The sequence below is a fragment of the Croceivirga lutea genome (assembly GCF_014235875.1).
GTDB lineage: Bacteria > Bacteroidota > Bacteroidia > Flavobacteriales > Flavobacteriaceae > Croceivirga > Croceivirga lutea.
Genome location: NZ_JACJUK010000001.1, coordinates 89,762 through 104,546 on the forward strand (window position 1 = coordinate 89,762; position 14,785 = coordinate 104,546).

Sequence of the window (14,785 nt, forward strand, 5' to 3'; positions counted from 1 at the left end):
GCTGTACAGCCTCTTTTTTTAGTCTCTTATTTGTCCGTCTCCAAAAACATAATATTTATTGGTGACCAATTGTTTTAAACCTAACGGACCTCTATGATGAAGTTTGTCTGTACTAATGGCAAGTTCTGCTCCAACGCCCATTTGACCCCCATCAGTAAAACGCGTACTTGCATTTTTATAAACAGCTGCACAATCTACTTGCTGCATAAAATTATCAGCAGTACTATTTTCTTCTGTCATTATTGCTGCAGAATGTCCGCCAGAATTCAAATTGATTTTAGCAATAGCCTCGTCTACGTTTTGTACGGTTCCAATGACACATTTCATGGCTAGAAACTCTTCTTTCCAAATAGCTTCATCTTCTATTAGTTGAGCTTCTGAAAGCACTTGTTTACTGTTTGCATCAACCAATATTTCTACATTGTGTGATTTTAAAATTGCTTCGAGTTCTTTGATTTTTTGTTCATAGCCATTAAGATTAACATCAATTAAAATTTTATCTAAGGCATTACAAGCAGATATTTTATGTGTTTTTGCGTTTAAAATAACTTCAATACTTTTTTGCCAATCGGCTTTTTCGTGTACATATAAAAAATTATTTCCTCTACCACTAACTAAGACAGCACAAGTAGCATGCTCTTTTACAAAAGCTATTAAACGCTCACCACCTCTAGGTACTATTAAATCTAACTGTTCTGGCGGGTTTTTTAAGAATGCTTGAGTTGCAGTTCTGTCTAAATTCAATAATTCTATATACCCCTTATCTAGATTGTTTTCTTCTAAAGCCTGGTGCCAAAAATCGACCAAAACGGTATTACTATGAATGGCTTCTTTACCCCCTTTAAGGAATATTTTGTTGTTGGCTTTAAAAGCTAGAACGGCTGCTTCTACAGTAACATCTGGTCTAGATTCATAGATGATAAGAATAGCCCCGAAAGGTGCTGTTTTATTGATAATATTTAAACCATTTTCTAATTCCACACTAGATATTTCTTGGTTGACTGGATCATCTTGCATGCGAACCTCTTTAACCGCTTGTATCATTTGGTCCACCTTTTTAGAGTTTACAACCAAACGGTCATACAACGCTTGGTCGTTACGGTTAAAAGCTTCTAAGTCTTTTACATTTGCTTCAAGGAGTAGGTTTCTTTTTTCATTAAGAAGACGTTCCATTGTAGCGAGAACTTTATTTTTTATTTCGGTATTTAATAATTTCATGAATTCTATTTTAAAAGATTAAAGGGCTACTTTGGTGCCTACTTCTTTTCCTTCAATGACATCAATAATTACGTTTTCTGTTTTACCATTAACAATGTAAGAAGGTATGTTATTTGAAGCAGCTTGTTGGGCATAATTTAATTTAGAACCCATACCACCTCGGCCTTCACCTTCACCTTTTCCGGCTTCTTCAATGTATTTATTTAGGTCTTCTTGGGGTTCAACATTATGTATGATTTTAGAATCTTCTTCTTGCGGGTGCCCATTATAAAGTCCGTCAATATCGGTCATTAACAGAAATTTATCAGCATTCATTAATTCGGCAATTAAAGTAGCTAATTCATCATTATCTGAAAACATACTCATGGTAACTGAAACGGCATCATCTTCGTTAGCAATAGGAATAACCCCTTCTGAAAGTAATCCTTCAATACAATTAATCATATTATCGCGGTGTACACCGGGATTAAAATCTCTTTTAGTAGGAAGTACTTGTGCGCATTTCATACCATAATCTCTAAAAATGTTATAATAGAGGCGCATCATTCTTGGCTGCCCAATTGCGGAGTATACTTGCCTACGTTGTGTTTTATCTTTAATTTTTGCCTTACCTAAAACTTCTTTTCCGGCAATAACAGAACCAGAAGAAACTAAAATTGTCATGATGTCTCTTTCATAAAGCTCTGCAATTTGTCGTACTAAATTTTTAAGAACAGGTCTTACAATTCTATTGTCTTTATTGGTCATTACGTTTGTTCCAACCTTAATAACCACTAATTGTTTATACATAATTTAATATTCTTCACCCAATTCTACAGCTCTGTTAAACGCTGCGAAAGCGGCTTCTTTAATTAATTCTCCTACATTATTATCGTCCATAGAATCTAAGGCAGCTTGTGTAGTTCCCCCTTTAGAAGCAACCTTGGCCATCCAGGTATCTGGCATTAAATTGGATTGATTGAATAGTTCAACCGCCCCCGTAAAAGTTTGGCTTACCAGAACTTTTGATACATTTTCTGAGAAGCCCATTTGTAATGCAGCTTCCATCATACTTTGCATAAAGTAAAATACATAGGCCGGTCCACTACCAGATATACCCGTTGAAGCATCTATAAATTTTTCGTTTTGAACGCGTAACGCTTTCCCCGTGGTTCCTAATAGGTCTTCTACTAAAAACATTTCTAAACGCGACACTTTTTCTGATGCCACATAAGAGGTTAGACCTAAACCAACCTGAGCTGGCAAATTTGGCATTGCACGAATTATTTTTTCTATACCTAAGGCTTCTTGAATATAGTTTATGGTAACCCCAGCCATTATTGAGATAACCATTTGTTCATTGTTAACCAAGGGTTTAATTCTGTTAAACAGTTCTTCTGCGTGATAGGGCTTAACGGCAATCATTATTACTTCTGCCATAGGCACACAATCTTCTAACCTGTCAAACGTGTCGAAATGGGTTATTTTTTCAACCTTTTCAAGGGTTTCTGCAGATTTGTCTAATACCATAATATTGCGTTTTTTGAGCAATTTAGATTTAGACATACCTTCAGCATAGGTAAGTCCCATATTTCCGGCACCTATTAATAATACTCTCATAATTTGTGGTCTTTAAGACACTTTTTTATTGATTATTGCTTTCTAAAATATACTGTTGCTTGTATGTTGCTTTCTGTAATTGTTCTCTTTTTTCTGCGGAAGGTTTTGCATAGTACCTTCTGGTTTTTAATTGATTGTGCAATTTAGTGTTGCGAACTTTTCTTTTGTAACGTTTTAAGGCGTTTTCGATTTTTTCGCCAGACTTAACCTCTATTTTTAACATAATTGCAATTAATAGTTATTAAATAAAATGAAATAACTGTTGAAGAATTCTAACAGTCTAAATGACTACATTATTAGAAAAATAGTTTTCCAATACGGTCTTTAGTATTAAGGTATTTGAAAGAGGGTGGCACCATTACAGCAAAATGCTGAAGTCTAAATGGTGCCTTTAAACCATTGGAGGTTTAAATAATAAAATTTGCTTTTTTGAAGTCGGAAGGCAAAATTTAAAATAAGAGATAATAATTACTTTTATAGATTCATTACAAGTGCACAATAGTCATGCCAGCATCCTATATTTATGATATGTTGAGGATATTTAGCGAAGACTTAACATTGCTTTTAGTAAATGGTAAATTGATTGGTTATGAGGTGAAGAATTGTCAGGTATTTTAGCCTACTTCATCAATTTTATTTAGTAAGGCCATATAAAAACCATCAAATCCACTTTCAGAAGCAAAAATATTTTGGTCTTTTTCAAGCTTAAAATCTTTGCCAGCTTCTGAAGAAAGGAATTTTTTTACTTGTTCAGAGTTTTCTTCTGGTAAAATAGAACAGGTTGCATAGACCAATTTTCCACCAGGTTTTACCATTTTTGAGTAGTCTCTTAAAATCTCTGCCTGTACTGTTTTAATACGCTCTAAAAATTCAGGTTCTAATTTCCATTTGCTATCAGGATTTCTTCTAATAACCCCTAAACCTGAACAGGGGGCATCTAATAGAACTCTATCAGCTTTTGCATGTAATTTTTTAATGGCTTTTGTAGAATCAATTACCCGAGTTTCCATGTTATGCACACCATTTCTACGAGCTCTAACTTTTAGCTTTTTTAATTTACTCTCGTAAATATCCATAGCAATTAATTGACCTTTATTTTGCATTTGAGATGCCAAATGCAAAGTTTTACCTCCGGCACCAGCACAGGCATCAATAACACGTTGGCCAGGTTCCACTTGTAGGTAAGGAGCAACCAATTGGGAAGATGCATCTTGAACTTCAAATAAACCATCTTTAAATGCCTGTGTTACAAAAACGTTTTTGCGTTCAACTAATTTTAAGGCATCAGGATTTTTAGCAATGGGAACGGTATTTATTTCCTCCTCAGCTAAAACAGCCTGTAATGTATTTTTATCTGTTTTTAGCGTGTTAACCCTTAGTATAACTTCTGCTTGTTTATTTAAGGCAGCAGCTTCTTTAGTCCATAAATCCTTTCCTAAAGCCTTTTCTGCTAAGGTATCTATCCAATCTGGGTAACTTTCTCTATACTTTCTAATCTTAGACAGTACATCAAATTTACCTTTTATGCGTCTCACAGGGGTGCTTTCTAATTGTTTCCAATCTGGTAATTGAATACCTCTTAACACTGCCCAAACGGCAAAAAGACGGAATAAATTAGCTCTTGAATATGGAGCATTAACTTCAGCAATTTCAGTATACAAGCGTTTGTAGCGTACAATTTCGTAAGTGGTTTCAGCAATAAACCCACGGTCACGGGCACCCCATCTTTTATCGTATTTTAATACCTTTTCAATAACCTTATCTGCATATTCATTTTCATTGAAAATCATGTTTAAGGCATCAATTACAGCAAAGACTAAATTTCTATGGAGTCGCATATAAAAAATTAAGGGAGCAAAGGTAACTTATGATTTTTAATTAAGTAGACTCTTGTGTCACAACCAAACCCTTTGGTAATAGTATCTTTGAAAAAATTAGTGAAATGAAATTGCTCACATCTCTCATGCTAATAGGTTTACTGCTAGTTGGTTGTAAGACCAAAAAAGAAGTTAAACCCATAAGTACGGTGACTATTGAAGAGGTTTATACAGATTCTATAAATATTAGAGCTATTACTTTTTTAGATACTAATACGCTCGCCTTTGCAGGAACTCATGGAACTTTTGGGACTGTAGATTTACCTTCAAAAAAAATTAGATCTAATGTTCAAAAGTTTGACAGTATTTACCCTGAATTTAGGGCTGTAGCCAATACATCAACAGATTTTTTTATGCTATCTGTAGCTTCTCCTGCATTAATATATAAAACTGGGGGTAATGGTAAAATGGAATTGGTTTATAAAGAAGAAGGAGAAGATGTATTCTATGATGCTATGCTTTTTTGGAATGATGATGAAGGGCTTGCTATTGGCGATGGTAGCAATGGTTGTTTAGCCATTGTTATCACAAGAAATGGTGGAAATACTTGGTCTAAAATTGATTGTTCAGAATTACCAAAGCTACAGGGTGATGTTGGTGCTTACGCAGCCAGTAATACGAATATAGAAGTTAAAGGAGACAAGGCTTGGATTATGACATCCAAAGAAGAAATAGTAGTTACCAATGACAAAGGTAAAACATGGGAAAAAATACGTACCCCTATTGAAATAAAAGAACAATACCAGGGAATTTATTCAATTGATTTTTATGATGAAAACAATGGATATGGTATTGGTGGTGATTTTTCAAAGCCAACGCTAAATAAATCTAACAAAATACAGACTAAAGATGGTGGGCAAACATGGCAATTGGTTGCAGATAATGCTGAACCAGGTTATAAAAGCTGTGTGCAGTATGTGCCCAATTCTGATGCAGATAAACTAGTAACTGTTGGTTTTACGGGCATTTCTGTATCTAATAATGGGGGATTGGGTTGGTCTACTATTAGTGATGAAGGATTTTACACCATACGTTTTTTAAATGATTCTATTGCCTATGCTGCTGGAAAAAATCGAATAGCTAAACTTACCTTTCATTAAAAAAGCACCTATTTCAAATACATGTTATAGATGCTTTTTAACTAACAATCAATCAAACTAAACTAACCTATTATTATACGTTTACTACCACAAAGTTTCTACCTGACTTTTTGTAATAAACACCTCTATATTTAAATAATTTTCTACCATTAATTACCACAGCTTTTCGCCTAACTGGAAGTTTTGAAACTGTGACGCCTGTAGGAGCGCTAATTACAATATATCTGCCTTTTTGTTGCTTATACCAAATACCATCAGCAAAATAGATTTTTGCTGTATTTCTAATGATAATTTTAGGTTTAGAAATTTTGGTAACTACCGTTCCAATAACAGGATAGACCCTAATTTTTTTCTGTGCTTCAACGGAAGTTAACACTGCAGTTGAAAAGAATATGACCATTAAAACAACAAGCTTTTTCATATTAATTACAATTTGGGATTATATGTATTTGACTGTTATTAATTGAAAAGGTTTAATGCTATTCAAAAAAAAGAGCTTCAACTGAAGCTCTTTTATAAATAATTATTGTCTTTTTCGTCGAAACTCTTGTAGTAACCTACGCTTAAATTGTTCTTCTGCCCTTATGAGCTGCACAATTTTTTTACTAGGAAGCACATTTTTGAGTTTAGCTATAAATGCGTTATCAATTTCTACTTTTTTAGATTGTAAATTTTGAATTGATTCTAAAATTTGTTCAGCTTCCTTCTCTGAAAGTTCAGTCACGTTTGTATGTTTACCGCCAAATTGTTCGCGTTCATTTCTTCTGAGCTTTTCCATCTGCTCTTCATGAGCGTTATAAATAGGCCAAAAATCTTGAGCTTCTTTTGAAGTCAATTCCAATTCTTCTGTAATAAAGGCAACTTTAAGTGTTTTTACCTTATCTCTTGGAGGTCTTTGTGCAAAGGTAAGCACTGTAAAAAGTAGTGTAAAAAGTGTGCTACTAAGTTTAATTAATTTCATCTTGGGTAAAATTTATATCATCTATATCATCATATGCTTCATCTAAGTATTCTAAGATAGCTTCATCTTCAATAGCATAGGTTGAAATATCATCTAGAGAAAGGGTTTCAAATTCTAATACCTCGGTAATTTCATTAGAAGACATGTCTAAAATTGCGGTATCAAAATAAGTATCAATATCGTCTGCGGCCAAATCTTCAAATGTTATGCTTTTTTCTTGTTTAGATAAAAAGAAAACAGTAGCTAACGATAAGAGTATAACTATTGCTGCGGCAACTGCATAATATTTTTTAAAGGGATTAAGTTGTATAACCTTTGATTCTTTATTATTTAAAGTTTTATGAAGTATTTTGGGTTGTACTTGCTCAAAATAATTTTGTGGCACCGATAAACCGTCTGTCTTTGGTAAAAAATCAGTATTTGGTTCATTATCTGATTCCGCTTCAATTCTTGCAAATAGCCTTTCATTAAAGTTATCAAAATAACCCTCAGGGGTAGTAAATTTATTTTCGTTTTTATCCTTCATTTCAATCGTAAGACTTTGATAAAGCTAATTGGTTTAACCTTCTTTTAAGAATGCTTCAATTTTTTTTACTGCTAAATGATATGAAGCTTTTAACCCACCTACCGAAGTCTTTAAAACTTCTGAGATTTCATCGTATTTCATTTCTTGAAAATACTTCATATTAAACACTAGTTTTTGTTTTTCGGGTAAGGTTGCAATTGCTTTTTGAAGCTTTAACTGAATTTCACTTCCTTCAAAATATACATCTGATTCTAAATTATCAATAAGCGATTGCTGTAATTCCTCACTCGATATTCCTGACTTTTTTGATTTTTGCTTCAAAAAAGTGAGACTCTCATTTGTTGCAATTCTATATAGCCATGAATACAACTTACTGTCTCCTTTAAAGCTATTTATATTGCGATAAACCTTGATAAAAGTATTTTGCAAAACATCATCCGCATCATCATGGTTCATTACAATTCTACGAATATGCCAATACAATCTTTCTTTGTAGGTATTTACCAAAACCTCAAAAGCCTTAGCTTGACTTTCTTTGGTTTTAAGTTCCAAAACAAGGGTTTCTTCTGAAATCAAAAGTGTGCTTTTACCTTATGACTATAAAAGTAATAAAAGGTTTAAAGGTTAAGTATTTTAATAATGCGGTTACTTATTAAGATGAGATAGAAAACAATATTTAGTTTTGAACTTTTAATTAAGCTAAAGTCTGTAACTCTACTAACTTTTTATAGCCTTTTTGAGATTTCATAAGTTCTTCATGAGTTCCTTGTTCAACAATTTCTCCTTTATTCATTACTATTATTGAATCGGCATTTTGTATTGTAGATAATCTATGAGCAATAACCAAAGAGGTTCTGTTTTGCATCATTTTTTCTAGTGCATCTTGTACTAGGCGTTCACTTTCTGTATCTAAAGCAGAGGTTGCTTCATCTAAAATCATAATGGGCGGATTTTTCAAAACTGCACGTGCAATAGAAAGTCGCTGTTTTTGACCACCACTGAGTTTATTACCACTGTCACCTATATTGGTGTCATACCCATTTGGTAAGTTAACTATAAACTCATGGGCGTTTGCAATTTTAGCCGCTTCAATAATTTCTTCATCAGTAGCTAGTGGTTTGCCAAGGCAGATATTATTCTTAACCGAGTCATTGAACAAAATTGAATCTTGAGTTACTAAGCCCATTAACCCACGTAAAGATTTTTTTGTGATGTTTTTTATGTTTTCACCATCTATTGCAATGCTACCAGAATTTACATCATAAAAACGAGTTATGAGATTGGCAATTGTACTTTTTCCGCTGCCTGATTGGCCTACCAAAGCAACAGTCTGACCCTTTTTAATTGCTAGATTAAAGTCTTTTACAACAAGTTCATCTATATATTTAAAGGCTACGTTTTTAAATTCAATACCATTTTTAAGGTCTGTAACTACTTTGGCATCAATTTTATCTGCGATAGGGTTTTTGGTTTCTAGAATTTCAAAAATTCGTTCTGCTGCGGCATTTCCTTTTTTAATACTATAGTTTACCGTTGTGATTGCCTTTACAGGATTAATTATAGTGTAGAATAAACCAATATAGCCCATAAAATCTTGTGGTTTTAAGTTGCTACCCTCATCAAAAACTAAACTACCGCCATACCAAAGAACGGTTATAACTACAGCTACACCCAAAAACTCACTAAATGGTGAAGCTAGACCTTTTCGGTGTAAAACCGAGGTCATAATATTTTTGAATTTATCAGTAGAATCGGTAAATTTTTTGGCTAGGCTTTGTTCAGCATTAAAACCTTTAATCACTTTAAGTCCGGTTAATGTTTCTTCTAAAAAGGATAAAAATTTGCCCGTTTCTTTTTGTGCTTCAGCAGATTGTGCCTTTAATTTTTTACCAACTACAGATATTAAAAAACCAGCTATTGGTAAAAATAGAAATACAAATAGTGTAAGTTTTGCACTAATACCAAGCATAGTTGCTAATACAATAACAATGGTAATGGGTTCTCTTACAAGAGCTTCTAGTGAGTTTATTATTGATCCTTCAACTTCTTTAACATCAGAGGTCATTCTAGCAAGTAAATCTCCTTTTCTTTTTTCTGAAAAAAATGAGATTGGCAAATCAACTGTTTTGTGATAAAGTTGGTCTTGTATGTCTTTAACCATACCGGTTCTTAGAAATGCCAAAAAATACAAAGCCGCATATCGGAAAAAGTTTTTTAGAAAAAAGATAAATACACTAGCAATGCAAATAAAAGCGAGTGCAGCCATTGGACCATCAGCAGAAACTTTATCTGTTAAAAAGTAATTTAGCGAGTTTTCTGCATATGTTTTTAAATTAGAAAACCCCTCATAAACGGGCTTTTGATAGACCTTTTCTTGATTATCAAATAAAATACCAAGTGTTGGAATAAAAATGATAATGGAGAGTACATTAAAAAAGGCATACAAAACATTGGAAATAATGTTGAGTATGCCATAAAATTTATACGGTTTGGCAAACCGTAAGATTTTGCCAAGTATGTTATTCATTAACCTAAATTCAAATCAGCTAAAATTCCATCAATTTTGGAATCTAACTGCGAATTTACGGTTTTAAAATCTGAAGTATTTACTAAAGTTGTGTTCGTAGTAATATAAAACTTTACTTTAGGTTCTGTACCAGAAGGTCTAGCAGCTATTCTTGTTCCGTCTTCAGTTTCATAAATTAAAACATTAGACTTCGGAATGTCTATAGTAGTTTCTTCGCCGGTTTGAACGTTTTTTTTAATTGAAGTGTTGTAATCTTCAATGTAAAGTAGTTTTGCACCTTGAACAGATTCAACCGGATTCTCTTTAAAATCTTTAAGCATTTGCTTAATTTCTTCCGCTCCAGACTGCCCTTTTTTAGTTAAAGAAACAAGTTTTTCTTTGTAGAAACCAAATTGCTGATAACAATCAATTAAATCTTTGTAGAAAGAACTACCATTAGCTTTTGCTTGAGTTGCAATTTCGCAGGCTAATAGGGTAGAGGTCACAGCATCTTTATCTCGAACAAAATCACCTACCATATAGCCAAAGCTTTCTTCACCGCCACCAATAAAATGGGACTCGGGAAAATCTTTAATCATTTTACCAATCCATTTAAAACCAGTTAATGAAGTTTTAAATTCAACACCATAAGAAGCTGCCATTTTTTCCATCATTGGAGTAGATACAATGGTGGTCGCAATAAATTCATTACCCGCAAAACCTTTTGCTTTGTACTGGTCTAAAAGAAATTTAGTCATTAAAACCATAGTTTGGTTGCCATTAAGCAATTCCATTTCGCCGTCAAGATTGCGAACAGCAATGCCTAAGCGGTCACTATCTGGGTCTGTACCAACAACCATGTCAGCTCCAATTTCTTCTGCTTTAGCTAAAGCCATTGCTAAAGCTTCTGGTTCTTCAGGGTTTGGAGATTTCACCGTTGGAAAGTTGCCATCAGGTGTAGCCTGTTCTTCAATAACAGTTACGTTTTTATAACCTGCACGCTTTAAAACCTCAGGTATTGCTGTAATTGAAGTGCCATGAATAGAAGTAAATACAATGCTAAAATCGTCTTTACCATCGGCGTTAAAGTTGCCCACTTTTACAGATTCTTCAAAAAAAGCTTCGTCGACTTCTTTGTCTATAGCTTCAATTAAATTTGTATTAGGTTCAAATTTTATATCTGTAAAATCTAATTTATTAATTTCAGCAATTATTTCTCCATCTTGTGGTGGTACTATTTGACCACCATCTGTCCAGTAAACTTTATAACCGTTATATTCTGGCGGATTGTGAGATGCAGTTAATACAATTCCTGCATGACAATTTAAATGGCGCACTGCAAAAGACAATTCTGGAGTAGTTCTTAAATCAGAAAAGCGGTAAACTTTAATTCCGTTTGCTGATAGCACTTCTGCAACAACTTGCGATAAGGTGTCACTATTATGACGACAGTCATAAGCAATTACAACTTTTAAATCTTCATTAGGATATACCTTTTTTAGATAATTACTAAGACCTTGAGTATTTTTACCTAGGGTGTATTTATTAATTCTATTAGTACCAACACCCATGATACCTCGCATACCACCAGTACCAAACTCTAAGTTTTTGTAAAATGAATCGTTTAGTTCTTCTTCATTGGTATCAATTAGGTTTTGAATTTGATTTTTAATTTCTGGGTCGAAAAAATCGGTTAGCCATTTAGCGGCCGTATCTTTAATAGTACTCATGTTAAGAGGTGGTTTTATATTTTACCGTAAGTATTTGCTTACAGTAATGTTAAAATTCGTCAATTATTGTATACCTAGCTTCCTTTTTGCGATTTCGGATTAGAATTTCTCCTAGAAATCCTGCCAAAAATAACTGTGTTCCAATAATCATGGCTGTTAAGCTTATGTAAAATTGAGGGCGATTGGTAATTAAACGTCCTGTTTTATTGATGAATAATTTATCTACACCTAAATATACTGCAAATACAAAACCAATAAAAAACATAAAAACCCCAAGAGCTCCGAAAAGATGCATGGGTGCTCTACCAAATTTTGAGATGAACCAAATAGTAGCTAAATCTAGAAAACCAATTATAAAACGACTCATACCAAATTTGGTTCTACCATATTTTCTGGCTTGGTGTTTTACTATTTTTTCTCCAATATTATCAAAGCCCGCATTTTTGGCAAGAACCGGAATGTATCTGTGCATATCACCAGTAACGTCTACGGCTTTCACCACCTCATTTTTATAAGCCTTGAGACCGCAATTAAAATCGTGCAGTTTTAACCCTGAAGTTTTTCTGGCAGCCCAATTAAATAATTTTGAAGGTAGATTTTTAGCCAGAATAGAGTCATATCTCTTTTTTTTCCAACCAGAAACAATGTCAAAGTTTTCTTGAGTAATAAGTTGGTATAATTCAGGTATTTCTTCCGGATTGTCTTGTAGATCAGCATCCATGGTAATTACGACATCACCTTGAGCGGTATTAAAGCCAGCATGTAATGCTTGAGATTTACCAAAGTTTTTCTGAAAACGAATTCCTTTTACGAACTCATTAGATTGGGAAAGTTCTTGAATGGTTTGCCAAGATTTATCTGTGCTACCATCATCAATAAAAATCATTTCATAAGAAAAACGGTTGGCTTGCATTACATCTACAATCCAACCGTGTAATTCTTTTAAAGATTCTTCTTCGTTAAGTAACGGAATTACCAGCGATAACTGCATGTTTGATTCAGTCGAAATTCCGTCAAAAGTAAAACTTTTCTAGTATTGTGCTCTCTTGTTTTGAACAATTGCACCAGTAATTAAACCCACAACTAATCCAAAAATGGTACTTAAAAGCACACCTATACCTAAAAATATTGGCATGAACTTTTTCTGCATTTCAACTCCTTGTTGCCATTGTTCTTCAGTCATAGATGGGTTTTGAGTAAAAGCTTGTTCTTTTGCTAAATCAATAGAATTGTCTAAGAAATTAGGGTCTAATACATTAGACATAAATAAATAGTAGATAATTCCAATTACAGCACTTAAGGCACCAACACCAGCGCCAATTTTCAAGGCCTGCATAATGGTTATGTACCCACCGTTAGATTTTTTGTATTGGATTACACCTAATACAACAAATAGTGCTACAATTCCAAATTGTACAGCTTGTATACCAAAGCTTCTTTCGTAATGTAATTCTTGAAAAAAGAGCATAAGTCCAAAAACTACACTGACTACACCAGCAAATATTCCAAAGTTTATGGTTTGTTTTCTTGTTTTTAAATCGGTTTCTTCCATTATTAAGAATTTAGTTGATTACGGTTATTAGTAGTAAAGCAGTTAATTTTGTTACAAGAAAAATACAATTTAACTTTTTTTGTATTAAGTGTTGTAAGTGATAAAATTTTATCTAAATTTGCAGTCCGAAAAATTGAAGTCAAGAAAATGAAAGCAGGAGTTCACCCAGAAAACTATAGATTAGTAGCTTTTAAAGATATGTCTAATGACGATGTGTTTATTACTAAGTCAACGGCAGATTCTAAAGAAACCATTACAGTAGATGGTGAAGAATATCCATTAATTAAATTGGAGATTTCTAGAACATCACATCCGTTTTATACTGGTAAAACCAAGCTTATTGATACTGCTGGACGTATTGATAAGTTCAAGAACAAATACAAAAAATTTAAAAAGGAAGATAAGTAGGTCCCTTTTACGAGAATATATATGAAACGCCTTCGTTCTTAACGAAGGCGTTTTTATTTTTACACAAACCTAAAGTGCAATGAATATTATTCTAAAAGATTTCAATAGCGATAATTTACTTCCTTTTACGTTTACAAGGCCTGTAGCAGGCATTAGAGTTGGTATACTTACAATTGCTGAAAAATGGGAAAGATACCTAAAGGCAACGGTGAGTTATCAAACAAAAGACTACCTAGCGGCTAAATTTTCTTTAAAAGTTGGTGAAAATAATTTGGTGGTTAATGGAGGTATTTTGCCTACAGCAGTTTTAGTGAATCAACTACTTGCTTTGCAATCAAATGAGGTTTTGGTAAAAAATTCACTTGTTATTGGTTATGTTACTAACGACCCTTTAAAAGACTTTTCTGTTGCTGATTTAAATGTTATTGAATCCAATGCTGAATTTATTTCTATAACAACTACTTGGGATATTTTTTCTAAAAATGCTGAAGCTTTACAACAAGATTTTGATTTACTTACCAAAGACAGAAAAAGTCAACCAATACCGTCAAATAATACAGTAATAAATCCTGAAAACGTTTTTCTTGAAGAAGGAGCCCAGGTGTCATGCTCTATATTAAATGCAAGTACGGGGCCTATTTATGTGGGTAAGAATGCAGAAATTATGGAAGGTTGTATTATTCGTGGTGGCTTAGCTCTATGTGATAACGCAGTTTTAAAAATGGGTGCTAAAATTTATGGTGCTGCAACTTTTGGCCCGTTTTGCAAGGTAGGCGGAGAAGTAAATAATGCGGTCTTATTTGCGTACTCTAATAAAGGTCATGAAGGTTTTTTAGGAAATTCAGTTCTAGGAGAATGGTGTAATTTGGGTGCTGATACAAATACTTCAAACCTAAAAAATAATTATGCTCCTGTTAAACTTTGGGATTATAAAAAAGAAGGGTTTGTCCAAACCGGATTACAGTTTTGTGGTTTAATGATGGGTGACCACAGCAAGGCAGGAATTAATACCATGTTTAATACAGGTACCGTTGTAGGGGTGAGTGCTAATGTATTTGGAACTGGTTTCCCAAGAAATTTTGTACCAAGTTACAGTTGGGGAGGTGCATCTGGTTTTACTACATATAGAACTAACAAAGCATTTGAAACCGCCAAGGCTATGATGGGTAGGCGAGGTGTTGAATTCGACCAAATTGAACAAGATATTTTGGAAACCGTATTTGAGCTCACTCAAAAATGGAGAAAAAGTTAATCTTATCCTGATTGACATTCTTATTTTAAGCTCCAAAAATTTTGTATCGAATATTG

General features: G+C 33.5%; 16 protein-coding genes. 3 read left to right on the forward strand and 13 right to left on the reverse strand.

The genetic code is table 11. The features are described 5' to 3' along the window. Positions 1 to 18: 18 nt before the first annotated feature. The 5 genes from H5V42_RS00405 to H5V42_RS00425 all read right to left on the reverse strand — a co-directional run bounded on the left by H5V42_RS00405 (position 19) and on the right by H5V42_RS00425 (position 4,655). Positions 19 to 1,218, reverse strand: a complete 1,200-nt coding sequence (locus H5V42_RS00405) for a glutamate-5-semialdehyde dehydrogenase (RefSeq protein WP_185781136.1) — start codon at positions 1,216 to 1,218, stop codon at positions 19 to 21. An 18-nt stretch (positions 1,219 to 1,236) separates the two neighbouring features. Continuing rightward, complete coding sequence (gene proB, locus H5V42_RS00410; RefSeq protein ID WP_185781137.1) at positions 1,237 to 2,007, reverse strand: glutamate 5-kinase; 771 nt, start codon at positions 2,005 to 2,007, stop codon at positions 1,237 to 1,239. 3 nt (positions 2,008 to 2,010) lie between these two features. Further along, positions 2,011 to 2,817, reverse strand: a complete 807-nt coding sequence (gene proC / locus H5V42_RS00415) for a pyrroline-5-carboxylate reductase (RefSeq protein ID WP_185781138.1) — start codon at positions 2,815 to 2,817, stop codon at positions 2,011 to 2,013. A 25-nt stretch (positions 2,818 to 2,842) separates the two neighbouring features. Then, positions 2,843 to 3,040 carry a 30S ribosomal protein S21 gene (gene rpsU, locus H5V42_RS00420; protein WP_185781139.1) on the reverse strand — a complete coding sequence of 66 codons (198 nt, stop codon included), beginning with the start codon at positions 3,038 to 3,040 and terminating at the stop codon, positions 2,843 to 2,845. A gap of 391 nt (positions 3,041 to 3,431) precedes the next feature. Then, positions 3,432 to 4,655 (reverse strand): RsmB/NOP family class I SAM-dependent RNA methyltransferase, encoded by a 1,224-nt coding sequence (locus H5V42_RS00425; RefSeq protein ID WP_185781140.1) that lies wholly within the window; start codon positions 4,653 to 4,655, stop codon positions 3,432 to 3,434. 104 nt (positions 4,656 to 4,759) lie between these two features. Here H5V42_RS00425 and H5V42_RS00430 point away from each other — a divergent pair, with 104 nt between their 5' ends. Further along, the gene (locus tag H5V42_RS00430; protein ID WP_185781141.1) at positions 4,760 to 5,794 is read left to right on the forward strand and encodes a sialidase family protein; all 1,035 of its coding nucleotides are present in this window, start codon (positions 4,760 to 4,762) and stop codon (positions 5,792 to 5,794) included. A gap of 73 nt (positions 5,795 to 5,867) precedes the next feature. Here H5V42_RS00430 and H5V42_RS00435 read toward each other — a convergent pair whose 3' ends face one another. The 8 genes from H5V42_RS00435 to H5V42_RS00470 all read right to left on the reverse strand — a co-directional run bounded on the left by H5V42_RS00435 (position 5,868) and on the right by H5V42_RS00470 (position 13,069). Then, positions 5,868 to 6,215, reverse strand: a complete 348-nt coding sequence (locus H5V42_RS00435) for a DUF6515 family protein (protein ID WP_185781142.1) — start codon at positions 6,213 to 6,215, stop codon at positions 5,868 to 5,870. A gap of 102 nt (positions 6,216 to 6,317) precedes the next feature. Then, positions 6,318 to 6,755: a hypothetical protein gene (locus tag H5V42_RS00440; RefSeq protein ID WP_185781143.1), complete on the reverse strand. Its 438-nt coding sequence runs from the start codon at positions 6,753 to 6,755 to the stop codon at positions 6,318 to 6,320. After that, positions 6,742 to 7,281 (reverse strand): hypothetical protein, encoded by a 540-nt coding sequence (locus H5V42_RS00445; protein WP_185781144.1) that lies wholly within the window; start codon positions 7,279 to 7,281, stop codon positions 6,742 to 6,744. The genes H5V42_RS00440 and H5V42_RS00445 overlap by 14 nt, the downstream gene beginning before the upstream one ends. 33 nt (positions 7,282 to 7,314) lie before the next feature. Beyond that, positions 7,315 to 7,857, reverse strand: a complete 543-nt coding sequence (locus H5V42_RS00450; RefSeq protein WP_185781145.1) for an RNA polymerase sigma factor — start codon at positions 7,855 to 7,857, stop codon at positions 7,315 to 7,317. Between the two features lie 118 nt (positions 7,858 to 7,975). Continuing rightward, positions 7,976 to 9,808 carry an ABC transporter ATP-binding protein gene (locus H5V42_RS00455; protein ID WP_185781146.1) on the reverse strand — a complete coding sequence of 611 codons (1,833 nt, stop codon included), beginning with the start codon at positions 9,806 to 9,808 and terminating at the stop codon, positions 7,976 to 7,978. Then, on the reverse strand, positions 9,808 to 11,517 hold the full coding sequence (locus H5V42_RS00460) for a phospho-sugar mutase (protein WP_185781147.1): 1,710 nt from the start codon (positions 11,515 to 11,517) through the stop codon (positions 9,808 to 9,810). Before H5V42_RS00460 ends, H5V42_RS00455 begins: the two co-directional genes overlap by 1 nt. A 49-nt stretch (positions 11,518 to 11,566) precedes the next feature. After that, positions 11,567 to 12,508: a glycosyltransferase family 2 protein gene (locus H5V42_RS00465; RefSeq protein WP_185781148.1), complete on the reverse strand. Its 942-nt coding sequence runs from the start codon at positions 12,506 to 12,508 to the stop codon at positions 11,567 to 11,569. A gap of 39 nt (positions 12,509 to 12,547) precedes the next feature. Beyond that, positions 12,548 to 13,069, reverse strand: coding sequence for a DUF4199 domain-containing protein (locus tag H5V42_RS00470; RefSeq protein WP_185781149.1), 522 nt, complete (start codon positions 13,067 to 13,069; stop codon positions 12,548 to 12,550). Between the two features lie 147 nt (positions 13,070 to 13,216). Here H5V42_RS00470 and H5V42_RS00475 point away from each other — a divergent pair, with 147 nt between their 5' ends. Together H5V42_RS00475 and H5V42_RS00480 are read left to right on the forward strand one after the other, a co-directional pair. After that, on the forward strand, positions 13,217 to 13,477 hold the full coding sequence (locus tag H5V42_RS00475) for a type B 50S ribosomal protein L31 (RefSeq protein ID WP_185781150.1): 261 nt from the start codon (positions 13,217 to 13,219) through the stop codon (positions 13,475 to 13,477). Positions 13,478 to 13,556: 79 nt separating this feature from the next. After that, the gene (locus H5V42_RS00480; protein ID WP_185781151.1) at positions 13,557 to 14,729 is read left to right on the forward strand and encodes a GlmU family protein; all 1,173 of its coding nucleotides are present in this window, start codon (positions 13,557 to 13,559) and stop codon (positions 14,727 to 14,729) included. The last annotated feature ends 56 nt before the right edge of the window (positions 14,730 to 14,785 follow it).